This window comes from Prauserella shujinwangii, from assembly GCF_003001955.1.
Classification (GTDB): Bacteria; Actinomycetota; Actinomycetes; order Mycobacteriales; family Pseudonocardiaceae; genus Qaidamihabitans; species Qaidamihabitans shujinwangii.
Genome location: NZ_PVNH01000010.1, coordinates 48,488 through 72,908, shown reverse-complemented (window position 1 = coordinate 72,908; position 24,421 = coordinate 48,488). Strand labels below are relative to the sequence as shown.

The 24,421-nt window shown below is 72.7% G+C and carries 23 protein-coding genes; 9 read left to right on the top strand and 14 right to left on the bottom strand.

The genetic code is table 11. The features are described from left to right. Positions 1-12: 12 nt before the first annotated feature. Together B0I33_RS22915 and B0I33_RS22910 are read right to left on the bottom strand one after the other, a co-directional pair. Positions 13-354, bottom strand: a complete 342-nt coding sequence (locus tag B0I33_RS22915) for an ArsR/SmtB family transcription factor (protein ID WP_106180929.1) — start codon at positions 352-354, stop codon at positions 13-15. Further along, positions 351-803, bottom strand: a complete 453-nt coding sequence (locus B0I33_RS22910; protein ID WP_106180928.1) for an SRPBCC domain-containing protein — start codon at positions 801-803, stop codon at positions 351-353. Before B0I33_RS22910 ends, B0I33_RS22915 begins: the two co-directional genes overlap by 4 nt. A 127-nt stretch (positions 804-930) precedes the next feature. Here B0I33_RS22910 and B0I33_RS22905 point away from each other — a divergent pair, with 127 nt between their 5' ends. Next, positions 931-1,356 (top strand): TIGR03668 family PPOX class F420-dependent oxidoreductase, encoded by a 426-nt coding sequence (locus B0I33_RS22905; RefSeq protein ID WP_106180927.1) that lies wholly within the window; start codon positions 931-933, stop codon positions 1,354-1,356. A gap of 7 nt (positions 1,357-1,363) precedes the next feature. Here the strand turns inward: B0I33_RS22905 and mptB are convergent, their stop codons facing one another. The 5 genes from mptB to B0I33_RS22880 are packed head-to-tail and all read right to left on the bottom strand — an operon-like array spanning position 1,364 to position 8,332. Continuing rightward, complete coding sequence (gene mptB / locus B0I33_RS22900; protein ID WP_106180926.1) at positions 1,364-2,917, bottom strand: polyprenol phosphomannose-dependent alpha 1,6 mannosyltransferase MptB; 1,554 nt, start codon at positions 2,915-2,917, stop codon at positions 1,364-1,366. A gap of 14 nt (positions 2,918-2,931) precedes the next feature. Next, positions 2,932-4,599: a dipeptide ABC transporter ATP-binding protein gene (locus B0I33_RS22895; protein ID WP_181193422.1), complete on the bottom strand. Its 1,668-nt coding sequence runs from the start codon at positions 4,597-4,599 to the stop codon at positions 2,932-2,934. Further along, the gene (locus B0I33_RS22890) at positions 4,599-5,495 is read right to left on the bottom strand and encodes an ABC transporter permease (RefSeq protein WP_106180925.1); all 897 of its coding nucleotides are present in this window, start codon (positions 5,493-5,495) and stop codon (positions 4,599-4,601) included. The genes B0I33_RS22895 and B0I33_RS22890 overlap by 1 nt, the downstream gene beginning before the upstream one ends. After that, a complete protein-coding gene (locus tag B0I33_RS22885) occupies positions 5,492-6,511 on the bottom strand; it encodes an ABC transporter permease (RefSeq protein ID WP_106180924.1) in 1,020 nt (339 codons plus the stop codon). Before B0I33_RS22885 ends, B0I33_RS22890 begins: the two co-directional genes overlap by 4 nt. Positions 6,512-6,520: 9 nt before the next feature. Beyond that, complete coding sequence (locus B0I33_RS22880; protein ID WP_245900956.1) at positions 6,521-8,332, bottom strand: ABC transporter substrate-binding protein; 1,812 nt, start codon at positions 8,330-8,332, stop codon at positions 6,521-6,523. A 124-nt stretch (positions 8,333-8,456) separates the two neighbouring features. Here B0I33_RS22880 and B0I33_RS22875 point away from each other — a divergent pair, with 124 nt between their 5' ends. The 5 genes from B0I33_RS22875 (at position 8,457) to B0I33_RS22855 (ending at position 14,556) form a co-directional block, all read left to right on the top strand. After that, positions 8,457-9,284 (top strand): M55 family metallopeptidase, encoded by an 828-nt coding sequence (locus B0I33_RS22875; protein WP_106180922.1) that lies wholly within the window; start codon positions 8,457-8,459, stop codon positions 9,282-9,284. Positions 9,285-9,299: 15 nt separating this feature from the next. Further along, positions 9,300-10,604: a M20/M25/M40 family metallo-hydrolase gene (locus B0I33_RS22870; RefSeq protein ID WP_106180921.1), complete on the top strand. Its 1,305-nt coding sequence runs from the start codon at positions 9,300-9,302 to the stop codon at positions 10,602-10,604. 92 nt (positions 10,605-10,696) lie between these two features. Beyond that, entirely contained in the window at positions 10,697-11,203 is a 507-nt protein-coding gene (locus B0I33_RS22865) for a DUF6069 family protein (RefSeq protein ID WP_106180920.1), read from the top strand. Positions 11,204-11,407: 204 nt separating this feature from the next. Beyond that, positions 11,408-13,570, top strand: coding sequence for an FUSC family protein (locus B0I33_RS22860; protein ID WP_106180919.1), 2,163 nt, complete (start codon positions 11,408-11,410; stop codon positions 13,568-13,570). Beyond that, positions 13,567-14,556 carry a malate dehydrogenase gene (locus B0I33_RS22855; RefSeq protein ID WP_106180918.1) on the top strand — a complete coding sequence of 330 codons (990 nt, stop codon included), beginning with the start codon at positions 13,567-13,569 and terminating at the stop codon, positions 14,554-14,556. The genes B0I33_RS22860 and B0I33_RS22855 overlap by 4 nt, the downstream gene beginning before the upstream one ends. 47 nt (positions 14,557-14,603) lie before the next feature. On the opposite strand, the gene B0I33_RS22850 is transcribed toward B0I33_RS22855, so the two are convergent. From B0I33_RS22850 to B0I33_RS22830, 5 genes are read right to left on the bottom strand one after another with little or no spacing between them, the layout of a single operon-like run. Then, positions 14,604-14,834 (bottom strand): hypothetical protein, encoded by a 231-nt coding sequence (locus tag B0I33_RS22850; RefSeq protein ID WP_106180917.1) that lies wholly within the window; start codon positions 14,832-14,834, stop codon positions 14,604-14,606. Between the two features lie 44 nt (positions 14,835-14,878). After that, positions 14,879-16,930 (bottom strand): M3 family metallopeptidase, encoded by a 2,052-nt coding sequence (locus tag B0I33_RS22845; protein ID WP_106180916.1) that lies wholly within the window; start codon positions 16,928-16,930, stop codon positions 14,879-14,881. Continuing rightward, the gene (locus B0I33_RS22840) at positions 16,927-17,652 is read right to left on the bottom strand and encodes a histidine phosphatase family protein (protein WP_106180915.1); all 726 of its coding nucleotides are present in this window, start codon (positions 17,650-17,652) and stop codon (positions 16,927-16,929) included. Before B0I33_RS22840 ends, B0I33_RS22845 begins: the two co-directional genes overlap by 4 nt. Positions 17,653-17,663: 11 nt before the next feature. Next, complete coding sequence (locus tag B0I33_RS22835) at positions 17,664-18,503, bottom strand: undecaprenyl-diphosphate phosphatase (RefSeq protein ID WP_106180914.1); 840 nt, start codon at positions 18,501-18,503, stop codon at positions 17,664-17,666. A 1-nt stretch (position 18,504) separates the two neighbouring features. Continuing rightward, complete coding sequence (locus B0I33_RS22830) at positions 18,505-19,551, bottom strand: LLM class F420-dependent oxidoreductase (protein ID WP_106181143.1); 1,047 nt, start codon at positions 19,549-19,551, stop codon at positions 18,505-18,507. A gap of 85 nt (positions 19,552-19,636) precedes the next feature. Between B0I33_RS22830 and B0I33_RS22825 the strand changes: the two genes are divergently transcribed. From B0I33_RS22825 to B0I33_RS22815, 3 genes are all read left to right on the top strand, one after another. Beyond that, a complete protein-coding gene (locus B0I33_RS22825) occupies positions 19,637-20,602 on the top strand; it encodes an aldo/keto reductase (RefSeq protein WP_106180913.1) in 966 nt (321 codons plus the stop codon). 97 nt (positions 20,603-20,699) lie between these two features. Then, on the top strand, positions 20,700-21,719 hold the full coding sequence (locus tag B0I33_RS22820) for a hypothetical protein (protein WP_106180912.1): 1,020 nt from the start codon (positions 20,700-20,702) through the stop codon (positions 21,717-21,719). Next, positions 21,716-21,943 carry a DUF5703 family protein gene (locus B0I33_RS22815; RefSeq protein WP_106180911.1) on the top strand — a complete coding sequence of 76 codons (228 nt, stop codon included), beginning with the start codon at positions 21,716-21,718 and terminating at the stop codon, positions 21,941-21,943. The genes B0I33_RS22820 and B0I33_RS22815 overlap by 4 nt, the downstream gene beginning before the upstream one ends. Here the strand turns inward: B0I33_RS22815 and B0I33_RS22810 are convergent. Next, the gene (locus B0I33_RS22810; protein WP_219927246.1) at positions 21,940-22,902 is read right to left on the bottom strand and encodes a helix-turn-helix transcriptional regulator; all 963 of its coding nucleotides are present in this window, start codon (positions 22,900-22,902) and stop codon (positions 21,940-21,942) included. The genes B0I33_RS22815 and B0I33_RS22810 overlap by 4 nt on opposite strands. 122 nt (positions 22,903-23,024) lie before the next feature. Then, on the bottom strand, positions 23,025-24,347 hold the full coding sequence (locus B0I33_RS22805; RefSeq protein WP_106180909.1) for a M20/M25/M40 family metallo-hydrolase: 1,323 nt from the start codon (positions 24,345-24,347) through the stop codon (positions 23,025-23,027). Positions 24,348-24,421: the final 74 nt, after the last annotated feature.

Genomic DNA, 24,421 nt, shown 5'->3' with positions numbered 1-24,421 from the left:
ACCTTCGGGAGCTCAGTGCTGGTCTTTCCCGCGCTGGACGGCCTCGGCGATCCGCTTGATGCGCCGGAGCCGGCCGTCCCATGCCGCCCCCACGGCGGACAACTGCGCGATCGCGCGAGCGAGTTGTGCCTCGTCCACCCGGTACCGCCTCTCCCGGCCGGACGGCGTGCCGTGCACCAGGCCGACGCGGTCCAGCACGCCGAGGTGTTTCGCGACGGCCTGCCGCGTCACGGGCAGTCGCTCGCTGAGGCTGGTGGCCGTGCCCTCGCCGTCCGCGAGGAGCAGGTCGAGCATGCGCCGCCGGGTCGGGTCCCCGACCGCGGACCACAGGTCGTCGTCGACCGCGGCGGTCACGGGGCCGACACCAGCCGCGCGAGGTACTCCCCGAGCCGGGGAACGAAGGTGTCCCAGCCGATGCTGTGTTCGCGGTGCCGCTCGGCCGCCTTCGCGGCCGCCCAGCCCACCTCCCGGAACCCGGTCTCGACGAGCCGGATCCTGGTGCCCGCGCCCGAGGGGGTGAGCTCGAAGCTGACCAGCAGCGAGTTCGCGGCGTCGGCGGCCTCGCCCTCGGGATGGCACCAGCGGAACGAGAACAACCGAGGGGGCACGGCCTCGACCACGGTGATCGGGACCACCTCCGCCCGGTCGCCCCAGACCAGCTCGCCGACCGCGCCGGGAGCCGCCTCGAGGTCCGCGTCGTCGGACCACCATTCCGCGATGTGCCCGGGGCTGCTGACCACCTCGTAGACCACCTCGGGTGAGGCGTCGACGTGGATCTCCCGCTCGATGCTGCCGTGTTCCACGCTCGTCAACTCCTTATTCGCAACTTCCGGTTGCGAGTCACGTTAGCCGAAAGGCGGCCGCGGCGCAACCATCGGTTGCGTTTTGGCGCTGTGCTGCGCCACTCGTGGAGGGCACTAGCCTGGGGAGATGAGGTTGGACGCGAGGCAGGCCCGGCTCCGGTTCGCCTCCGCGCGGGTGGCCCGCCTGGCCACGGCGGGCGCCGACGGGCTACCGCACCTGGTCCCGGTCACGTTCGCGCTGGAGGGCGACGCGATCGTGTTCGCGGTCGACCACAAGCCCAAGTCGACCACCGAGCTGCGGCGGCTGCGCAACATCGAGGCCAACCCGGCGGTGTCGTTCCTGGTCGACCACTACGACGAGGACTGGACTCGGCTGTGGTGGGTGCGCGCCGACGGAAAGGCCACGATCGTGTCCGGTTCCGCGGGCCGCGACGCGCCGATCCGCGCGCTGCGGGAGAAGTACGTGCAGTACACCCGGGAGCCGCCCGGCGGCCCGGTGGTGCGCACCGACGTCACCACGTGGCGGGGCTGGAGCGCCGCGGAACCCGCGTGAGGGGGGGTCAGTCCCGTGCGGTGTCGCGGCGCCACGCGGCGACCAGCCCGAGCGGGTCGGGCCGCAGCAGCGACGCGCCCGCGTAGAGGCTGCTCGCGATGACGGCGGCGATGAACCACCAGTCGTAGAGCCCCTGCTCACCCGTCGGGTAGTAGACGAGCACGAGGAACACCGAGACCGCCACCACGATCGCGAGGTGGCTGCGCCGCCACGGGAACGCCGAGGCGATCACGAAGCCCCAGGTGAGGTACCACGGCAGCGTCGGGGGCGCGAAGATCGCCACGGCGAGCAACGTGATCGCCATCCGGAAGATCGCCTCGTTGCCGCCGTGCCGCGCCAGCCACCACTGCCGCACCATGATCACGGCGAGCGCGACCCAGGCGAGCGCCCGTGCCACGGTCACGAACGGTGAGGCCTCCACGTCCACGATGAGGTTCACGAGCGTGTAGAAGATCTCCCCGATGCCGCTCGGGAAGTTCAGCCAGTTCGTGATGATCTGCGGTGCCTGCAGTCCGGTCACCCAGCCGAGGTTGACCGAGCCGAGGGACAGCCAGGTCCCGCCGACGAACACGATCCCGAACAGGCCGAGCGACGGGACCACCGCGCGCACGAACCGGCGGAACAGGCTGCCCTCGGTGAGGTGGTTGGCCCACACCCACACGAGGAACGGCAGCGCTATCGCCGCCGTCGGCTTGATCAGCATCCCGACGGTGACGAGCACGACGGCGACCGCGTGCCTGCGTTCCAGCGCCATGAGGACGCCGATCGTGAGCAGGCCGAGCATCAGCAGGTCGTTGTGCGGGCCGCCGACGAGATGGATGACGGTCATCGGGCTGGCCACCGCGAGCCACAGCGTGACCGGGAGTCGCCCGCCGAGGTGCCGCACCAGCCGGGGCAGGGCCCACAGCATCCCGGCGAGACCGGCCAGCAGCACGACGCGGGTCACGATCACGCCCGCGATCATGTTGTTGCCGGTGACCGACACGATCGCCTTGGCGACGAGCAGGAACAGCGGCCCGTACGGCGCGGGCGTGGTCTGCCACAGCGGGTGGACGTTCTCGACGACGGTGTTCAGCGTGTCCAGTTCGGCCGGCCCGTAGTCGTACGGATCGAGGCCGTGCAGCAGCTGGGCACCCTGTCCCAGATAGGAGAACACGTCCCTGGTGAACAGGGGCGGCGAGATCAGCAGGGGCGCCATCCAGCAGCCCGCCGCGACGAGGATCGGCTTGCTGTTCACGCGGTTGGCGAGCACGTAGCGGCCGAGCCGCACCCAGGCCCACACGACCAGACCGAAACCGACGTACAGCAGCGCCGTCGCCAGCGCGCGACCGTGGCCGTACCGGATCCACGACAGCGGGCCGTCGCCGAGCACGGGGTCGTGGACGAGGATGCCCCCGGCGCCCAGCGCGGCCAGCATGAGCAGCGCGCAGCCGACCGTTCCCATCGCGATCGTGCGGTACGGGAAGCGAGCCGGTTCGTCGGCGCGGGCGGGCGCCTGCGCCAAGGCGTGCGTGTCCGCGTCCGATCCTGCGGTCGGCACGGGGTCAGTCGTGGTGGCCATATTGGCTTTCGAGACTACACACCGCGTTCAGCCGGTTCTCCCGTACCCGGCACCGCCGCGGCGGCCAGCAGCTCGCGGGTGTACTCGTGCTGCGGATCGAGCAGGACCTTCTCCACCGCGCCCTCCTCGACCAGCCTGCCGCGGTACATCACGGCCACCCGGTCGGCGATGTTCCAGGCGAGCCCCAGGTCGTGGGTGATCACCAGGGCCGCCAGTCCGATCTCCCGCCGCAGCCGCAGCAACAGGGCCAGGATCTCACCGCGCACCGACGCGTCGAGCGACGCCACCGGCTCGTCGGCCACGAGCACGCTCGGTTCGAGGGCGAGCGCGCCGGCGATGACCACCCGCTGGCGCTGCCCGCCGGACAGTTCGTGCGGCAGCCGGGACAGGAACTCCGCCGCGGGCCGCAGCTCCGCGGCCTCGAGCGCGGCGACGACGCGGGAACGCTCGTCGCCGGGCAGGCGGTGGATCCGGGGGCCTTCGGCCACCGCCTCGTAGACGGTGTGTCTCGGGTTCAGCGCGGCGGCCGGGTCCTGTAGCACGAGCTGCACCTGCCGCCGGTAGGCCCGCAGCGCCGTACCGGACCGCGGCACCGGGTCGCCGCGGAACAGCACGGAGCCCGCACTGGGCCGCTGCAGCGCGAGCAGGGTCCTGGCGAGCGTGGTCTTGCCCGAGCCGGACTGCCCGACGAGGGCGACGATCTCGTCGCGCCGGAGATCGAGATCGACCCCGTCGACGGCGGCCACCTCTCCCCCGGCGCGGTCACGGAAGCGCACGCGCAGCCCGCGAGCCGCGAGCACGGCGGGCTCCTCCCGGGTGCCGCGGCCGGGCGGCTCCGGGGGCAGCGCGGTCGCGGTGGCCGGGGCGTACCGCGACTCCGGGTCGCCCACCGTGGGGAAGGCGGCGGCGAGCGCGCGGGTGTGCGGATGCCGCGGCCTGCGCATGACGTCGGCCGCGGGGCCGTGCTCGGCCACCTCCCCGCGGTACATCACCGCCACGCGCGCGCAGGTGGCGGCGAGCACGGACAGGTCGTGGCTGATGAGCATCAGGCCGATGCCGCGCTCGGCGACGAGCCCGCGCAGCAGGTTCAGCACCTGGGCCTGGACCAGCACGTCGAGCGCGGTCGTCGGCTCGTCGGCGAGGATGAGCCTGGGCTCGCACGCCAGCGCCATCGCGATCATCACCCGTTGCCGCTGCCCGCCGGACAGCTCGTGCGGGTAGGCCCGCGCCCTCGTCTCGGGCAGGCCGACCGCGGCGAGCAGGTCCGCGACCCGCGCGCGCAGCCGGGAATCCGGCATGGCCGCGCGCGCCGTACCGGGCGGGGCGTGCAGGCGGAGCGGCTCGGCGATCTGCTCGCCGACGCGGCGGACCGGGTTGAGCGCGTGCATCGCGCCCTGGAAGACGACGGCGGCCGACGACCAGCGCACGGCGCGCAGCCGCCCCCAGCGCATGGTGCGCACGTCCTCCCCCTCCAGGAGGATGCGCCCGGTGACGGTCGCCGACCTCGGCAGCAGCCGCAGCACGCTGAGCGCGACCGTCGACTTGCCCGAACCGGACTCGCCCGCCACGCCGAGCGTGTCCCCCGCGCCGAGGGTGAGGTCGACGCCGCGCACCGCGGGGACCGGTCCGGCCGCCGTGCGGTAGGTGACGCCGAGGTCGTGGAGTTCCAGCAGTGCGGCCATCAGTCCCGGTCCCCCTTCAGCCTCGGGTTGAGCACGGTCTCCAGTGCCCTGCCGACGAGCGTGAACGACAGCACGATCACCACGATCGCGAGTCCCGGCGGCAGCAGGTACCACCAGGCCCCCGCGCTGACCGCGCCGGAGCTGAGCGCCGTCTGCAGCATCGAGCCCCACGAGACGGCGTTCGGGTCGCCGAGGCCGAGGAAGGCCAGCGTGGACTCCGCGATGATCGAGTTGCCGACCACGAGCGTGGTGTTGGCCAGCACCAGCGGCAGCACGGCGGGCAGCACGTGCCTGCCGACGAGGTGCAGGTGCCCGCCGCCGAGCGCCTTCGCCCGCTCGATGTACGGCCTGCCCTCGACCGTCAGCGCCTGCGCCCGCACCAGCCGGGCGGTGGCGGGCCAGGACGTGACCGCGATGGCGAGCACGATCGTCGCGCTGCCGCGGGGCAGCACGGACGACAGGGCGATGGCGAGCACGAGCGAGGGCAGGGCCAGGAAGAAGTCGGTGAACCGCAGCAGGGCGGCCGCCACCCAGCCACCGAGGTGCGCGGCGGCGATGCCGACCACGGTGCCGATCAGCACGGAGAGCACGGTGGCGGCGAACCCGACGAGCAGCGACACGCGGGTGCCCCACAGCGTGAGCAGCAGCACCGACCGGCCGTCCACGTCGGTGCCGAGCGGGTACTCCCAGGTCGGCGGCCGCAGCGGCAGTCCGTCCGCGCGGGTGACGTCGAGCCCCGCCGGGTCGGTGAGCACCGGCGCGAGGACGGCGAGCAGCACCACGGCGCCGAGCACACCGAGGCTCACCAGACCGCCACGGTCACGCGTGAACTCCCGCCACACCCGCACGGCCGCGGAGCGCCTGCGCTGCCACACGGGCGACGTTCCCCCGCTCACGACGCACGCACCCTGGGGTCGAGCACCCGGTAGAGCACCTCGGCGACGAGGTTCATCAGGATCACCGCTCCCGCGAGCACGACGAACAGCCCCTGCAGCAGGGGCAGGTCCGGGCCCCGCAGGGCCTCGTAGGTGAGCAGGCCCAGACCGGGCCACGAGAACACGGTCTCCACGGTCACCGTGCCGGAGACGACCATGCCGAACTGGAGGAACACGAGGGTCACGGTGGGCAGCAGCGCGTTGGGCACGGCGTGCCGCGCGCGGACGAGGTCGTCCCGCAGCCCCTTCGCCCTGGCCGTGGTCAGGTATTCCGCGCCCATCTCCTCCAGCAGCGACGAGCGCATCACCAGCATGTACTGGGCGTAGGTGACCGCGAGCAGGGTGACACAGGGCAGCACCAGGTGATGGGCGACGTCCAGGGCCTGGCCGAGGAGGTCGGGTGGGATGTCCGGGGAGCGCATGCCCCGGCTCGGGAACAGCCCCTGCGTGGCGGTGAGCAACAGCAGCCCGAGCCAGAACTGCGGCACCGACCAGAGGGTGAGCGCGATCCCGGTCTGCGCCCGGTCGAACGTGCTGCCCCGCCGCCAGGCGGCCCGCACGCCCAGCCAGAGACCCAGCGCCGCCGCCAGCAGCGTGGCGGTGCCGACCAGCAGGATGGTCGGCCACAACCGCTCGCCGATCATCGCGGACACCGGGCGGTTGTAGATGTAGGAGGTGCCGAGGTCGCCGCGCAGCAGCCCGCCTGCGTAGTCGAGGAACTGCCGCACCATCGGCTCGTCCACACCCAGCCGTTCCCGCAGCCGCGCCAGCTGTTCCGGGCTGGTGGGCCGGTCGCGGGTCATGGTCGCGACCGGGTCGCCCGGGATCATGCGGAACAGCAGGAAGCCGAGCACGACGACGAACGCGAGACTGACCGCCGCCGCGCCCACCTTGCCCGCGAGGAAACGCAGCGTCGAGGTGCCGGCCCGCCGCGTGCCCGCGCCTGCCGGTCCCGCGGTGTCCACCGAGGTCGTCACGGCACCCGCCTACTCGCGGTCCTCGGCCGGTGTCCTGCGCCGGGCGAGCACGGTGCCACCGCCGGCGAGGAGCAGGAGGGCGCCCGCGCCGATGGCCACCCACGCTCCCGCGGGCAGCCCGACGTCGGCGCCGGTGGCCGCGTCGGCGGGCCGGGCCCCGTAGAAGCCCCAGTAGCCGGTCTGCTCCATGATCTGGCCCCGGCCTTCCGGCTGCTCGGTGAAGTCGCTGAACCGGTCGGAGCGCCAGGCTTCCAGCACGTTGTCGTAGCCGAGGACGAGGCTCGGCACCTGCTCGTAGTACCGGGCCTGCGCCTGCCGGACCAGTTCGGCCCTGCGCCGCGGATCGAGTTCGGTGGCCTGCCGCTGGTAGAGCCGGTCGTAGGTCCGGTCGCAGAAGAACGCGTTGCTGCTACTGCTGCCGGACGTGGCGGGCAGGGCGGCGCAGGTCTGCTTGGCCAGGATGTAGTCGGGGTCCGGGTTGGTGCCCCATCCGGACAGGGCGAGGTCGTAGTGCCCGGACGAGGTGGTCTCGTCGACCTCGTTGTCGGAGACGAGGTTCTTGACGACCTCGATCCCGGCGCGGTCGAGCCAGCCCGCGATGTAGTCGGTGGCGCGCAGGCCGTAGTCCTCGCTCGCGCGGGCGGTGAGGCGGAACCTCAGCTTGCGGCCGTCCGGGCCGGCCCGCACGCCGTCCGGCCCCCTGCGGTATCCGGCCGCGTCGAGCTCGCGGTTGGCGGCCGCGAGGTCGAAGGTGTATTTCTTGTCGGCGGGTGGGGTGTAGTGGTGGTCGGCGTAGATCGGTGGCACGAGGCCGCCGGGGAGCTCGCCGTAGCCGCCGAGCACCTTCTCGACGAGCGTCTCCGGGTCGATGGCCTTGGCGATGGCCCTGCGTACCCGCACGTCGCGGAGGGCGGGGTGGCCGTCGCCGATCGGCTGGCCCGCGCTGTTGCGGGCGCCCGGGTTCATCAGCAGCTCGCGGTAGCGCCTGCCGGAGGCCTGGTTGGTGGCGATGTTCGGCTCGCCGCGCAGCGTGTCGAACTGGGCCTGGGTGAGCCGGTTGACGAAGTCGATCTCCCCGTTGCGCAGGGCGTTCACGGCCGCGTCGGCGTTCTCGAACTTCACGAACTGCAGTTCGTCGATCTCCGCCCGGCCACGCCAGTAGTCGGGGTTGGCCTTCATCCGGACGACCTCGTTGCGCCGGTACTCGGTGATGAGGAACGGCCCGCTGCCGACCCCGACGACCTCGATGCTGTCGGTCTCGGGCGCCGCCATGTCGCGGATCCCGGACCAGACGTGCTCGGGCACGATCGGGACGTCCAGCGCGGTCATGCTGGCCTGCGGCTCCTCCGTCTCGATCACGAGCGTGCGGTCGTCGGGTGCCGTGACACGCGCGAAGTTGGTGACGTAGCTGCCGTTGGCCTCGGCCGCCTTGGGGTCGGTCATGATGCGGTTGAACGTGAAGGCGGCGTCGTGCGCGGTGACCGGCTCACGGTCCGACCACCGGACGCCGTCGCGGATGCGGAAGGTCCAGGTCAGCTTGTCCTCGGAGGCGGACCAGCTCTCGGCGAGCCCACCGGTCGGGGTGGCGTCCTCCGCCGAGGGCAGGGTCAGGAACTCCCAGGCGAACCGGCCGACCATGGTGCTGGAGGCGAAGCTGGCCGTGAACGGGTTGAGGTGGTCGATCTCCTGCACCAGCGCGACCCGGAGAACCGTGGGCCCGTCCTGCGCGTGTGCCTGGGGGACGAACAGTCCCGTGCCGAGCAACGGAACCGCGGCCAGGGCGAGGACCGATCTGAGCCGCCGGAAGCGAGTGAAACGCACTGTGACCACCTCGTCGCCGTCTGGGATGTCCGGAAGACGAAAAGTAACCACTTGCGCACAGTTGATGTCAACGATTTCCTGAAATGGATGCTCACCGTGGGCCCGGGCCAGTAGGTTGGCCGGCATGCGGATCCTGATCTCGGCGGACATGGAGGGCGCCACCGGTGTGACGTGGACCGACGACGTCGTTCCGGGCACGGAGCCGTGGCAGCGGTTCCGGCGGCTGTTCACCGGTGACGTCAACGCGGTGGTCGCCGGCCTGTTCGCGGGCGGGGCCGACGGCGTGCTGGTCAACGAGGCCCACTCCGCCCAGCGCAACCTCCTCCTCGAGGACCTCGACGAGCGCGCGCGGATGCTCACCGGGCGGCACAAGCCGCTGTCGATGATGCAGGGTATCGACAGCGGGGTGGACGGCGTCGTGTTCCTCGGCTACCACGCCGGAGCGGGTTGCGACGGCGTGCTCTCCCACACCTACCTGCCCAACCAGATCACCGGCGTGTGGCTGGACGGCGTGCGCGCGAGTGAAGGCAGGCTCAACGCCGCCCTCGCCGCCGAGCACGGCGTGCCGGTCCTCCTCGTCAGCGGGGACGACCTCACCTGCGAGGACGCTCGCGAGTACGCGCCCGCCGCCGAGACGGTGGCCGTGAAGGAGGCCGTGAGCCGCTACGCCGCGATCTGCGACCCGCCCTCGGCGACGGCCCGGTGGCTCGCCGAGGCGGCGGAGAAGAGTATGCGGGGCGCGGGCCGGGCACCCGGGGCGCGGGCCTCGCACCGCATCGAGGTGGAGTTCGACGCCAGCCACCTGGCCCAGGCCGCCGCCGTGATCCCCACCGTGGAGCAGGTGGACGTGCGCCGGGTCGGGTTCGACGCGCCGGACATGACGGGGGCCATGCAGGCGTTCAAGGTGGTCACGGCGATCGCCGACGGCGCCGTACAGGGCAAGTACGGCTGAACGACGGGGAGCGCGATGGACGACGAGGTGGTGGAACTCTGCGCGCGGCTGGTGCGCTTCGACACGACCAACCACGGAGGGGGCCACGCGGAGGGCGAGCGTGACGCCGCCGAGTACGCGGCAGGGCTGCTCGCTGACGCCGGGATCAAGACCGACGTCCACGAGTCCGCGCCGCGCCGCGCCAACCTGGTGGCCCGCGTCCCGGGAGCCGACCCGGCCCTGCCCGCGCTGCTCGTGCAGGGCCACCTCGACGTGGTGCCCGCGAACGCGGCGGACTGGACGGTGCACCCGTTCTCCGGCGAGGTGCGAGACGGCTTCGTCTGGGGGCGCGGCACGGTCGACATGAAGGACTTCTGCGCGATGGCGCTCGCCGCGCTGCGCTCGCTGCTGCGCTCCGGGCGGCGACCGCGCCGGGACGTGGTACTCGCGCTGGTCGCGGACGAGGAGGACAGGGGCGACTTCGGCGCGCACTGGCTGGTCCGTGATCACCGCGAGCTGTTCGCCGACTGCGCGGCGGCGATCGGCGAGTCCGGCGGGTACACCTACCACGCCACCGCCGCCGACGGCCGGAACGTGCGCGTCTACCCCATCGGCGCGGCCGAGCGCGGCACCGCGCACCTGCGGCTCACCGCACGCGGCCGGGCGGGCCACGGCTCCCGCCGCAACACCGAGAACGCCGTCGTCCGGTTGGTCGGCGCCCTGCACGCGCTGGCCGCGCACGAGTGGCCGGTGGTGCTCACGCCGACCGTGCGGGCGTTCCTGGAACGCACCGGAGACGCGCTCGGCGTGGACGTGGATCTGTCCGATGTAGACGGAACGCTCGCCAGGCTCGGGCCGCTCGCCTCCCTCGCCGAGTCCACGGTGCGCAACAGCACGACGCCGACGGCGCTGGAGGCGGGATACGCGGTCAACGTGATCCCCAGCGCGGCGCACGCACTCGTCGACACCCGTGTGCTGCCGGGCACGGAGGAGTCCCTGCTGTCCCAGGTGGACGCCCTGCTGGGACCGGACGTCGAGCGCGAGTTCCTGGCCAGGCAACCCGCGGTACAGGCCCCGATCGACTCGCCGTGGTTCGCCGCGATGGCGGACGCGCTGCGAGCGGAGGATCCGGCGGCCGTGGCGGTGCCCTACTGCATGGGCGGCGGGACGGACGCCAAGGCGTTCGCGCCGCTGGGCATCGACTGCTACGGGTTCGCTCCGCTGTGGCTGCCCGAGGGGTTCCCGTACCGGTCGATGGCGCACGGCGTGGACGAACGGGTGCCGGTCGAGGGGCTCCGCTTCGGCGCCCGGGTGCTGGAGCGGTTCCTCGCCACGTGCTGACGGCGCCGAACGAGTTACGTTCGCGTCGCGCACCGTCCGTACCGGGCTTACAGTCGGAACCGGACACGGGACGGCGAGCCCAGGGAGCCGGCATGAGCAGTCACTCCTCGTTCGACGAGTCCGAGCGGCCGCGCGTCGACGCGAAGACCCTGTGGGTCGGCGGGCTGGCGACCGCGCTGGTGGCGGCCCTGGTCGGGGTGGTCGCCGTACTCGTGGTCCGCGGCGTGTTCGGATACCCGGTGATCGCCCCGACCAACACCAGGGGCGCCATCGACTACATCGGCGCCGCGTGGCTCGCCTCCTTCGGCGTGGTCGGTGCCCTGCTGGCGACCGCACTGGCCCACGCGCTGCTGATGCTCGCGCCCCGCCCGATGGCGTTCTTCGGCTGGATCGTCGCGCTCGTCACCGTGGTGTTCGTGGTGTGGCCGTTCACCGTGGCCGAGAGCATCGCCGTGCAGCTGGTCAACGCGGCCGTGTACCTCGTCCTCGGGATCGCCATCGGCTCACTGGTGAGCGGGATGTCCGGCCGCGCGCTGCGTCCCGCGCACGCCCGGCGCGACAGCTACGGGTCCCAGCCCACCCGCTACTACGACGAGTAGACGCGGGTGGTGGCCGCGTGCGGCAGGCGGGTCAGCTGCCGCAGCGACGCGTCCGCCGGGCTGCGGGGCGTGGCCCTCCCGTGTCCGGGCGGCGCCCGGCGCCCGGGCTACCGTGAGCGACGTGGTCAACGTGGCTGACGTGGCGGTGACCGGCTTCCCTTCCCCGCTCGACGACCCGCGCCCAGCCCGGCGGGAGCCCCCGGGATGACCGGCCGCCCGCTGGAGGTGGCGGCCGACCGGCTGCGCGCCTCCGACCCCGGCCTCGTCCGGACCAGGCTCGCGCTGTCGGCCGTGCTGGGCATCGTGCTCGCCGCGGGGGTCCTCGCTCCCCTCGGCCTGCCGCTCACCGTCGTGCTCGTCGGCGCCATCGCGGCGATGATGTCCGCGTTCACCGTGAACGACCCCGAGCCGCGCGGGCAGGCGGTGACGCTCGCGCTGGGCTTCGCCGTGGGCGCGGCGTCGCTCACCACGGCCAGTGCGGGGCAGGCGTACCCACCCGCCGACGGCGTCGTGTTCGTGCTGCTCATCTTCGTCGCCGTGTACGCGCAGCGGTTCGGCTCCCGCGGCACCGCGCTCGGCTCGCTGGCGTTCTTCCTGTTCTTCTTCGCGATGTTCCTGCAGACGCAGCTGCGGCAGGTGCCCGAGCTGCTGGGGGCGCTCGCCGTCGGCCTCGCCGCCAACGCCGTCGTGCGTTTCCTCGTGCTCCCGCGCAACCCGGAATGGGAACTGCTGAGCATCCGGCGGGCGTTCCGGGCCCGGCTGGGTGCGGTGGTGCGGGCCGCCGACGGCTACCTGGCGTCCGGCGGGACGCCGCGGGCTACCCGCAGGCTGCGCCGCGCCGGCACCCGGCTGCACGAGGTGGTGCTGCTGGTCGAGGACAGCGCCGCCGACGTGCTCGACGGCGCGGCCGCCGCCCAGCTGCGCCGCCGCGCGGTCGAGGTGGAGCTGGCCGTGCAGTGGCTGACCATCGCCACCCGCCGCGTCACGGCTCGGCCGCTGCCCGGCGACGTGCGCGACGACCTCCGCGCGCAGTTGCGCCGGTTCCGTTCCCTCATCGAACGCGACCCGCGCGAGCTGCCGCTGATCAGCGACGCCGAGGAGTTCTCCCGGCTGCTCGTGCGGGGCAGCAGGCTGGCCGGGCGACCCGAGCCGGGCGACGAGCTGCGCCGTGCGATCGCCGAGCTCGCGCTGGCCGACGTCAACGCCCAGCGGGTGGCCGAGCGCGACCGGCCCGCCGCGGCAGGCGAGCCCGGCCCGCGCGAGCGGGTGCCCGTGTTCGCGTTCGATGACCAGGCCCGTGGCGCGCTGCAGGCCGTGGTGGGCGGCGGGCTCGCCGTGGTCGGTGGCGAGCTGGTGTCGCCGCAACGCTGGTACTGGGCGGTGCTGACCGTGTTCGTGGTGTTCCTCGGTTCCGGCACGGCGGGCGCCACGCTGGTCAAGGGAGCCCGGCGGCTGGCGGGCACGGTGGCCGGGATCTTCGGCGGGGTCGGCGCCACCCTGCTCGCGGCGGGCGACACCCCGCTGACGATCGCGCTGATCCTCGGCTGCGTGTTCGGGATGGTCTACTTCGCCCGGGTGTCCCAGCTGGGCATGGCGTTCTTCATCACGACCATGCTCGGGCTGCTCTACAGCATGCTCGGCACGTTCAGCTATGGGGTGTTCGGCATCCGGCTCGCGGAGACGGCCGTCGGCGCGGCGGCGGGGATCCTGGCCGCGGTGGTGATCGTGCCCGTGCGCACCCGCGCGGCGATGCTGACCGACACGGCGACCGCCCTGGACCGCCTGCGGGAGTTCGTGAGCGGAGCGCGGGAGCTGCTGTCCGGAAGGGACAACGTCGACGTGATCGATCTCTCCCGGCGGCTCGACCGCGCCGTCGAGCGCGTGCGGGCCACTGTGGAACCGCTCACCCATCCGATCAACGTCTCCGCCGCACGCCGGGACTACGGCTGGCACGTGCTGACGACGCTGGAGACGATCGCGTTCCGCGCCCGGCACGTCGCCGCCCGCGCCGAGCCCGCGCTGCTCGCGTTCGACGACGGGCTGGAGCCGCTGACCGCCCGCATCGAGGACAACGTCGCCGTGCTGCTGGCCGTCGTCCGGCACGAGGCGAGACCGGCGGAGCTCGTCCTCACCGAGGACGTCGCCGACTTTCCCGCCGAGGGCGGCGATCCCGCCGCGCGGACCGTCCTGACCAGCCTCGGCAGGCTCGACGAGGCGGTCATCGCGCTGGGCCGCGCGTTCGACGTGGCGGCTCAATCGGTCAAGCCGGACGTGAGGCGACGCACCCGTTCGAGCCCGGCGACGGCGGATAACATCCCCGATACAAGCGCAACGAGCAACGAACCCGTCAGCAGGAGAACGCAATGACCCGAGCCCCTGTCAACGTCACCGTCACCGGCGCCGCCGGCCAGATCGGCTACGCGCTGCTCTTCCGCATCGCGTCCGGTCAGCTGCTCGGCCAGGACACCCCGGTGCGGCTGCGCCTGCTGGAGATCCCGCAGGCGGTGAAGGCGGCGGAGGGCACCGCGATGGAGCTGGAGGACGGCGCGTTCCCGCTGCTCGTGGGCACGGACATCTTCGACGACCCGAAGCAGGCCTTCGAGGGCACCAACGTGGCCCTGCTCGTCGGCGCGCGCCCCCGCACGAAGGGCATGGAGCGCGGTGACCTGCTGGAGGCCAACGGCGGCATCTTCAAGCCGCAGGGCGAGGCCATCAACGCGGGCGCAGCCGACGACGTGAAGGTGCTCGTGGTGGGCAACCCGGCCAACACCAACGCGCTGATCGCGCAGTCGAACGCGCCCGACGTGCCCGCCGAGCGGTTCACGGCGATGACCCGCCTCGACCACAACCGGGCCATCGCGCAGCTGGCGAAGAAGCTGGACGTGCCGGTGTCCGACATCCGGCGGATGACCATCTGGGGCAACCACTCCGCCACGCAGTACCCGGACATCTTCCATGCCGAGGTCAAGGGACTGAACGCGGCCGAGGCGGTCAACGACCGGGCCTGGATCGCCGACGAGTTCATCCCGACGGTCGCCAAGCGCGGCGCGGCGATCATCGAGGCGCGGGGCGCGTCCTCGGCCGCCTCGGCCGCCTCTGCGGCGATCGACCACGTCTACACCTGGGTCAACGGCACCGCGCAAGACGACTGGACGTCGATGGCCGTGCCCTCCGACGGCTCCTACGGCGTTCCGGAGGGCCTCATCTCGTCCTTCCCCGTGACCACCAGGGACGGCGAGTACGAGATCGTGCAGGGCCTCGACATCGACGAGTTCTCCCGCGAGCGCATCGACGCCTCCGTGCGGGAGCTCGCCGAGGAGCGCGACGCCGTCCGCAACCTCGGCCTGGTCTGACGCCTACCGCGGCTCGTGAGTGCAGGGCGTGGTGAGAACCACGTTCCTCACTCACGAGCCCGGCGGCGTTCGGCTCGCTCGCCGGAGCCCTTGATGTGCTCGGCCACGCCCTTCGCCGCGTCGAGCGGGCTGGCGGCCGACCCCCAGATCCGGTCGGCCGGGTCGGGCGCGCCCAGCACCGAGCCGGGCACGGCGTTGACCGCCTGCTCCGCGGTCCACTCGTCGCGGCCGATCGGCTCCGGTAGCCGGCTGTACTTGTTGCCCTCGGCGTCGGTCATACCGTCGATGGTGCCCGCTCCGGCGCCGGGAACGGAAGCCGCGTTCAGGCTCCGGTCAGGCCGCGGCGCTTGAGCAGCGGCTCGATTTCCGGGTCCCGGCCCCGGAACGCGCGGAAGGCCTCCATCGGGTCGGCGCTGCCGCCCTTCGCCAGCAGGGACCGCCGGAAGTGCTCGCCGTTCTTCCTCGTCAGCCCGCCGTTCTCCCGGAACCACTCGACCGAGTCGGCGTCGAGCACCTCGCTCCAGATGTAGGAGTAGTACCCGGCCGAGTAGCCGCCGCTGAAGACGTGGGCGAAGTAGGTGCTGCGGTACCGCGGCGGCACCGTCTCCAGCCACACCCCCGCCTTCTCCAGCGCCCGCTTCTCGAACGCGGCGACGTCGTCGACGCGCACGTCGGTGCCGATCGTGTGCCAGGCCTGGTCGAGCAGTGCGGCCGCGAGGTACTCCGTGGTGGAGTAGCCCTCGCCGTACTGCCGGGACTCCTCCAGCCGGTTCACCAGCCGCGGCGGCAGCGGCTCGCCCGTGCGGTGGTGCCTGGCGTAGTTCGCGAGGACCTCCGGCCACAGCGCCCACATCTCGTTGACCTGCGACGGGAACTCCACGAAGTCGCGCGGCACGTTCGCACCGGACAGCGACGGGTACCGCACGTCCGACAGCAGCCCGTGCAGCGCGTGCCCGAACTCGTGGAACGCGGTGATCACCTCGTCGTAGGTGAGCAGCGTCGGCTCACCCTCCGGCGGCTTGGTGATGTTGAGGTTGTTCACCACTACCGGTGACTCGCCCAGCAGATGCGACTGGTCCACGTAGTTGTTCATCCACGCGCCGCCGCGCTTCGAGTCGCGGGCGTAGTAGTCGCCGAGGAACAGTCCGAGGGGCGACCCGTCCGAGTCGGTCACCTCGAACACCCGCACGTCGGGGTGGTACGTCGGCAGGTCGTGCCGCTCGGTGAAGGTCAGCCCGTACAGCCGGTGCGCGGCGAAGAACACGCCGTCCCGCAGCACGCTGTCCAGTTCGAAGTACGGTCGCAGCTCGGCGTCGTCGAAGTCGTACCGGCGGCGCCGCACCCGCTCGGCGTAGTACGCCCAGTCCCACGGGGCGAGGGTGAAGTCCTCCCCCGCCGCCTCGATCTCCTGCTGCAGGTCCACCCCTTCGGCCTGCGCGTTCACGACGGCGACCGGGGCCAGCCGGTTGAGCAGGTCGTTCGCGGCCTCCGCGGTACGTGCGGTCTCGTCCTCGATGACGTAGGCGGCGTGGTGGGGGTGGCCCAGCAGCGCGGCCCGTTCCGCCCGCAGCGTCGCGATCCGGACCAGCACCTCCCGGTTGTCGTGCTGGTTGTCCCGGGCGCATCGCGCCGCGGCGGCCTCGAAGACACGCCGCCGCAGCTCGCGGTTCTCCAGCGACGCGAGCACGGGTTGCGGGGTGGGCAGGCCGAGCTTGAGCAGGTACTTGCCGTCCTCGCCACGGGCGGTCGCCGCCTCGGCGGCCGCGGCGATCGCGTCATCGGACAGCCCGGCCAGCTCGTTCGCGTCGGACACCACGACCGCGAGGTCGTTGGTGTCGGCGAGCAGGTTGTCCTGGAACCGGGTGGACAGGGCGGACAGTTCCTCGTTGAGCTCCCGCAGTCGCCGCTGATCGGCCTCGGGCAGCCCGGCGCCTGCCCGCTGGAAGTCCAGGTGGTAGCGGCGCAGCAGCCAGGCCGACTCGGCGTCGAGGCCCAGGGCGTCGCGCTGGTCGTACAGCTTCTCGATACGCGCGAACAGCCTCGGGTCGAGGTGGATGGCGTCGTGGTGGGCGGTGAGCTTGGGCGCGATGTCCGCGTGCAGGGCCCGCAGCGTGTCGTTGGTGTGCGAGGCCGCGAGGTTGAAGAACACCGAGGCGACCCGCTTGAGCAGGCTGCCCGACCGTTCCAGCGCGACGACGGTGTTGTCGAACGTGGGCTCGTCCGGGTCGGTCGCGATCCGCTCCACCTCGGCGGCGTGCTCGGCGATCCCGGCCTCGAAGGCGGGCGCGAAGTGCTCGTCGGCGATCCGGTCGAACGGCGGCAGGCCGTGGGGCAGCTCGCTCGGGTGCAGCAGCGGGTTGTCCTCGCCCGTCATCGGCGTTCCTTTCCTCCCGTCGAGCCTCCGACCTCGGCGTCGGAGGACAGCGTCCGCGCGCGGGTCTTCCCCCTGCGCCCCTTCGGTGGCGGCGGCACGATCCCGGACAGGTCGCCGCCGTGGTCGTTGACGCGGAGCACGAACGGCCGCGTGTCGGTGTAGCGCACCACGGACAGCGAGCCGGGGTCCACCACGATGCGCTGGAAGCCGTCGAGGTGCTGGCCGAGGGCGTCGGCCAGCAGCGACTTGAGCACGTCACCGTGGCTGCACAGCAGCCAGACCGCGTGGTCGCCGTGCTCGGCGCTGATCCGGGCGTCGTGCTCCCGTACCGCCGCGACCGCGCGGGCCTGCATGCCGGCCAGGCCCTCGCCGCCGGGGAAGACCGCCGCGGACGGGTGGGACTGGACCACCCGCCACAGCGGCTCCTTCACCAGCGTCTTCAGCTCCCGCCCTGTCCACTCGCCGTAGTCCACTTCGGACAGACGGGCCTCGGTGACCCGCGTCAGGCCGCGCGCCTTCGCCAGCGGCGCCAGCGTCTGCTTGCAGCGCAGCAGCGGCGAGCTCACCAGCGCGGCCAGCGGGATCCCCTCCAGCCGCTCGACGAGCGCCCGCGCCTGCTCGTGGCCGCGGTCGTCGAGCCCGATCCTGGGGGTGCGCCCGGCCAGGATGCCGGAGCCGTTCGCGGTCGAACGGCCGTGCCGCAGCAGAATGACGGTAGCCACGTCGACCCACCCTACGGACCCACCGGGCCAGCCTCCGGATCGAGGACCCCGGTGAACACCAGAACCAGCAGCAGGGTACCCAGCGCCAGCCGGTAGATGACGAAGGGCACGAACGAGCGCCGCTTGATGTAGGACATCAGCCAGGCGATCACGAGGTACCCGACGCCGAACGCGACGATGGTGGCCAGCAGCGTCGGGCCCCAGCCCGCCCGTTCGCCGGGACCGATGTCGGTCAGCTTGTAGATGCCCGAGCCCAGCACCGCGGGCACCGCGAGCAGGAACGAGTACTCGGCGGCGTCGGCACGCTTGTACCCGAGCAGCAGGCCACCCGTGATCGTGCCGCCCGACCGGGACACTCCGGGGATGAGGGCGAACGCCTGGGCGATCCCGAACCCGAGGCCGTGCGGCACGGTGAGGTGGTCGAGGTCGCGTTCCTTGCGCCCCATGCGGTCGGCCACGAGCAGGAGCAGGCCGAAGACGATCAGCGTGGTGGCGGTCAGCCGCAGGTCGCGGAACACGTGCTCGATCTGCTCCTGGAACAGCAGACCGAGCACCACGATGGGCAGCGAGCCGACGATGATGAGCCAGCCCATGCGCGCGTCGGGGTCGCCCCGGTACTCGGGCCTGGTGAGCGAGCGGAACCAGTGACTGATGACCCGGCCGATCTTGCGGCTGAAGTACAGCAGCACCGCCAGCTCGGTGCCGATCTGGGTGACCGCCGTGAACGCCGCGCCGGGGTCCTCCCAGCCCGCGAACGCCGCGGTGATCCGGATGTGCGCGCTCGACGAGATCGGCAGGAACTCGGTGAGTCCCTGGACGAGGCCGAGCACCAGGGCTTCGAACCATCCCATGTCACGCGGCTCCGGACAGCTCGAGGGCGGCGACCGCGGTGCGCAGGGCCTCGGCGGCGCTGCCGGGGTCCGGCAGGTAGGGCGCCACGGTGAGCGTCGTCACCCCGGCCTCGGCGAACGCGGTCATCCGCTCGGCGATGCGCTCCTTCGGCCCGAGCAGCGACGTGGCGTCGATGAACTCGGCGGGCACCGCGGCCAGCGCGGCCTCGTAGTCCTTGGCCAGGTAGTGCTCCTGGACTCGCGTGGCCTCGGCCTCGAAGCCCATCCGGCAGGCCAGCCGGTTGTAGAAGTTCTGCTCCCTGCTGCCCATGCCGCCGAGGTAGAGCGCCGCGTAACCGCGGACGGCGTCGGCACACGTGCGCCAGTCGTCGCCGGGCACCAGCGGGACGGTCGGCGAGATGTCCAGGTCGGCCTGCGCGCGGCCGGCCTTCGCGGCGCCGGCGCGGACGTGCTCGACGAGGACGCCCGCGTGTTCCGGGGAGAAGAACACGGGCAGCCAGCCGTCGGCGATCTCGCCGGTGAGCTCGAGGTTGCGGGGGCCGATCGCGGCCAGGTAGGTGGGGATCCGGTCCCGCACGGGATGCACGGTCAGCCGCAGCGCCTTGCCGGGACCGTCCGGTAGCGGCAGCTGGAAGTGCTTTCCCGAGTAACGGACGCGCTCCCGGCGCAGCGCGGTGCGCACGATATCGACGTACTCGCGGGTGCGGCCGAGCGGGTCGGCGAACCGGACACCGTGCCAGCCTTCGGACACCTGCGGCCCCGACACCCCGAGGCCGAGCCGGAACCGGCCGCCCGACAGCGTGTCGAGCGTGGCCGCGGTCATCGCCGTGGTGGCGGGCGTCCGCGCGGGAATCTGGAACACGGCGCTGCCGACGTCGATGGCCGACGTCTGCGCCGCGATCCACGCGAGCACGGTCGGCGCGTCGGAGCCGTAGGCCTCCGCGACCCACACGACGGAGTACCCCAGTGTGTCCGCCTGCCTGGCGAGTTCCAGGTTGGACGCGTCGTTGCCCGCGCCCCAGTATCCGAGATTCAAACCCAATCGCACGAGCGCCGACACTATCGGGCGGTTGATCGCGCGCTCACTCGCCTTGGTCAAGACCTCGGCCCGCCGAAGGTTAGGGTGATCGGCCATGGAGTACCGCCAGCTCGGCACCTCCGGCCTGAGGGTGTCCCGCATGGGTCTCGGCACGATGTCGTGGGGCACCGAGACCGACGCCGACGAGGCAGCCAACCAGCTCGTCGCGTTCGTCGACGCGGGCGGAACGCTGGTCGACACCGCCGACATCTACGCCGAGGGCGAGGGCGAGCGCATCCTCGGCTCGTTGCTGGCCGACGTGGTCCCCCGGGAGGACGTCGTGCTGGCGACGAAGGCGGTGGCGCGCCGCGGCGACGGCCCGTTCGGCGGCGGCGCTTCGCGCGGTGCGCTGCTGGCCGCGCTCGACGGTTCGCTGCGCAGGCTGGGGGTCGACCACGTCGACCTGTGGCAGCTGCACGCGTGGGACGGCGCGGTCCCGATCGAGGAGACCCTGCGGACGTTGGAGTTCGCGGTGAGCAGCGGCCGGACCCGGTACGTCGGCGTGGCCAACTACACCGGCTGGCAGCTCGCGACCGCCGCGATGGGCCTGCGTGAGCACCGGATCGTGTCCTCGCAGGTCGAGTACTCGCTGCTGGAACGCGGGGTCGAGCGCGAGGTGGTGCCGTCGGCCGCGCACCACGGCGTCGGCCTGCTCGCGTGGGCGCCGCTCGGGCGGGGCGTGCTGACCGGCAAGTACCGCAGCGGCACCCCCGCCGACTCGCGCGGGGCCTCGCCGACCTACGCCGGGTACGTCGAGCAGCACCGCACCGAGCGGGCGGGCCGCATCGTGGAGGCGGTCGCCACCGCCGCCGACGGGCTCGGCCAGTCGCCGCTGGCGGTCGCGCTGGCGTGGGTGCGGGACCGGCCGGGCGTGGTGGCGCCGGTGGTGGGCGCTCGTGACACCGGGCAGCTCGCCGGTTCGCTGGCGGCCGAGGAGCTCACCCTGCCTCCCGCGATCCGCGCCGCGCTCGACGACGTGAGCGCGATCGACTTCGGCTACCCGGAACGGTGGCCCCGCTGAACCCGGGTGACGCTGTGGTGACGAGCACGTGACGCCGAGGCGATCCTGCGGGATGCTGGAACGGACCGTTCGAACACGTCCGCTGGAGGATTCGCCTGTGCACAGGCTCGCCGCCGCCCGACTGGCTGTGCCCGCCCTGGTGGCCGCCCTGATGCTCAGCGGTTGCGCCGCCGAGGGCGACCAGCCCAGCGATCCGCTGCAGGTGGTGGAGAACCCGGTGGCGGCGACCCCCGCGGCCTCGCCCGTGCCGGAGGCCGCGCCGGCGGGCACGGTCCTCCCGCAGCGGGCGGAGCTCACCGCGGTGGCCGCCGACGCGGCGAGCCGGACCCTGGCCGCCGCACCCGCCGGGACGCCGACCGTGCTGCTGTACGACCTCGACCGGCTCGGCGCCGCACCCCGCGAGGTCGCGCTGCCCGCTCCGGCGGAGCGGCTGGAGGTCACCGGAGGGCAGCTCGTCGCCACGATGCCGGACGCCGACGCGTTCGCCCGGATCGCACTGCCCGGTGGTGCCGTGGAGACGGTGCCCGTCCAGGGCGGTCCCGCGGGCGTCGCGACCGACGACGGCGGGACGCTCGTGGCGCTGCGGGACCGCAAGGCGGTCGCCCGGCTGGACGGCGGCCGCGTGGCCGGCACCGTCGGCGGCGACCTCTACAGCGCCGACGACGTCCTGGTCGCGGGCGGCAAGCCCGTGGTGCTCGACCGCCTGCGCACCGCCCTGTTCGAGCTGGACCTGGCGGCGGGCCAGGTCGAGGAAGGGCTGCGCGCGGGCCAGGGCGCCACGAACGCGGTGGTCGACGGGTTCGGGCGCGTGCTGGTGGTCGACACGCGGACGGGCGCGCTCCTCGCGTTCTCCACCGACCCACTGCTGCTGCGGCAGCGCTTTCCGGTGCCGGGCGGGGCGTACGGGATCGCCTACGACGCGCGGCGGCACCTGGCGTGGGTGACGCTGACCGAGCGGAACGAGGTCGTGGGTTTCGACGTGCGCGGGGGTGAGCCCGCGGAGAAGTACCGCTTTCCGACCGTCCGCCAGCCGAACTCGGTGACCGTCGACGAACGGAGCTCACGGGTCGTCGTCGGTTCCGCGGCAGGAGAAGGGATCCAGGTGATCACGCCATGACGACCGACGCGGAAGTGGTGATCGACGAGGACTGGGAGTACCGCCGGCTGCGGCTGCCGCCCGGCGTGTCCCGGATCTCCGCCGCGATCCAGCTTTCGATCCAGGCCGAATTCTCCGGCTGGGAACTGTCCAACGTGCGGCTGTACTCGGACGGCACGCGGCGGGTCTGGGTACGCAGGCGCCGCACACCGGCGAGCGCGGCGCTGCCCGGCCTCATGACTTAGAACCCGCTCTCCGCCGCGCGCAGGAACCGGCTGCCCTGTGCGCGCAGGTAGGCGCGCAGCTCGGCAGGCCGGACGACCTCGAACTCCGCGTCCACCGCGGCCACGAGCAGCAGCAGCCAGTCGAACTCGTCCACGTTCATCCGCAGCAGGGTCGACCGCTCGTCCAGCGGCTCCGCCTGCCCCCACCGGTCCACCACGCGCGCGACGTGCTCGGCCGGTGCCTCGATCCGGATCTCCACCTGGTAGCGCGTCGGAACCGACGCGAGCTGGTCGCGGACGAACCGCGCCGCGTCGCCGCCGGGCAGCTCACGCTGCCGGAACCGCGCGCCGGTGGCGGTCGGTTGGCTCAGCCGGTCGACGCGGAACGTGCGCCAGCCGTGCCGCTCGGCGTCCCAGGCGACCAGGTACCACCGCCGGCCGAGCGGCACCAGGCGGTGCGGTTCCACCAGGCGCGCGGTCGCGGTCCCGTCGCGTGCGGTGTAGCGGAAGCGGAGGCGTTCGTCGTCCCGGCAGGCCTGGGCGAGCACGGTGAGCGTGAGGGCGTCGACCCTGGGCCCGTCGCCGAGCGGGACGGGCACGGTGTGCGTTCGCAGGGCGTCCAGCCTGCGGCGCAGTCGCGGCGGCATCACCTGGACCACCTTGGTGAGCGCCCGCACGGAGGTCTCCTCGATACCCTCCACCGCTCCCCCGGCCGCCGTCCGGAGGCCGACCGCGATGGCCACCGCCTCCTCGTCGTCGACCAGCAGCGGGGGCATCGCGGCGCCCGACTGGAGCTGGTAGCCGCCCGCGACGCCGCGGGTGGCGTTCACCGGGTAGCCGAGCTCGCGGAGCCGGTCGATGTCCCGCCGCAGGGTGCGCTCGCTGACCTCCAGCCGTGCCGCCAGGTCGCCGCCCGGCCAGAACCGGTGCGTCTGCAGCAGGGACAGCAGCCGCAGCATCCGCGCGCTCGTGTTCGCCATGGTGCCAGCGTCGCCCCTCCAACGGCCGGAAAGTGACCGGAATGGAGGGCAACCCTAGCGCGCGGCAGTGAATGGCACATCGCCTGCGTTGGGCGCAGGGCATGTGCCATTCACTGCCGGGGTCAGCAGGAGCGCAGGAAGCGGTCGAGCACGCGGGTGCCGAAGCGCAGGGCGTCCACCGGCACCCGCTCGTCCACGCCGTGGAACAGGGCGGAGAAGTCCAGGTCGGCGGGCAGCTTCAGCGGCGCGAAGCCGAAGTTGCGGATGCCCAGCTTCTGGAACGCCTTGGCGTCGGTGCCACCGGAGAGCATGTACGGCAGCGTGCGGGCGCCGGGGTCCTCGGCCAGCACCGAGGCGGTCATCGCGTCCACCAGGGCGCCGTCGAACGTGGTCTCCACCGGTGGGAGCTCCATCCACTCCTTCTCGATGTCCGGGCCCAGGATCTCGTCCAGCTCACGGTCGAAGGCCTCGATGCGGCCGGGCAGGATGCGGCAGTCGACGGACGCCTCGGCGGTCGAGGGGATGACGTTGGCCTTGTAGCCCGCGGTGAGCATGGTGGGGTTGGCGGTGTCGCGCAGGGTGGCGCCGATCATGCGGGAGATGTTGCCGAGCTTGGCGACGGCGCCGTCGAGGTCGTCCTCGGGGAAGTCCCAGCCGGTGATCTCGGTGATCCCGGCGAGGAACTCCCGGACCGAGTCGGTGAGCACCAGCGGGAAGCGGTGGTTACCCAGGCGCGCGACGGCCTCGGAGAGCTTGGTGACCGCGTTGTCGCGGTGGATCATCGAGCCGTGGCCCGCCGTGCCGCGCACGCGCAGCTTCATCCAGCGGATGCCCTTCTCGGCGGTCTCGATGAGGTAGGCGCGGACGTCGTCCTTCAGGGTGATCGAGAAGCCGCCGACCTCGCTGACCGCCTCGGTGGCGCCCTCGAACAGGTCGGGGCGGTTGTCGACCAGCCACTGGGCGCCGTACTTGCCGCCCGCCTCCTCGTCGGCGACGAACGCGAAGATGATGTCGCGCGGCGGCACGATGCCGTGGCGCTTGTAGTGCCGCGCCAGCGCCAGGCTCATGCCGACCATGTCCTTCATGTCGACCGCGCCGCGGCCCCACACGTAGCCGTCCTGGATCGCCCCGGAGAACGGGTGGACCGACCACTCGGAGGCGTCGGCCGGCACCACGTCGAGGTGCCCGTGCACGAGCAGCGCACCCCGGCCCGGGTCGGCGCCGGGCAGCCGGGCGACCACGTTGTGCCGGTTCCTCCCGCCGGACTCGACGTAGGCGATCTCGTACCCGACGTCGGTAAGCTTCTCCGCGACGTACTCGGCCGCATCCCGCTCCCCCACCAGGGTCTCGGGGTCGCCGGTGTTGGTGGTGTCGATGCGGATCAGCTCGCTGGTCAGGGTCACTGCCTCGTCGGCGGCTGCATCGATCAGGTTCAGCTCGGTCACCCGTACTTCCTATCATTGATGCAGGTGAGGCTCCCGAGGCTGCCGGGACAGACCCCCGATGCGGCTCCGGTCAG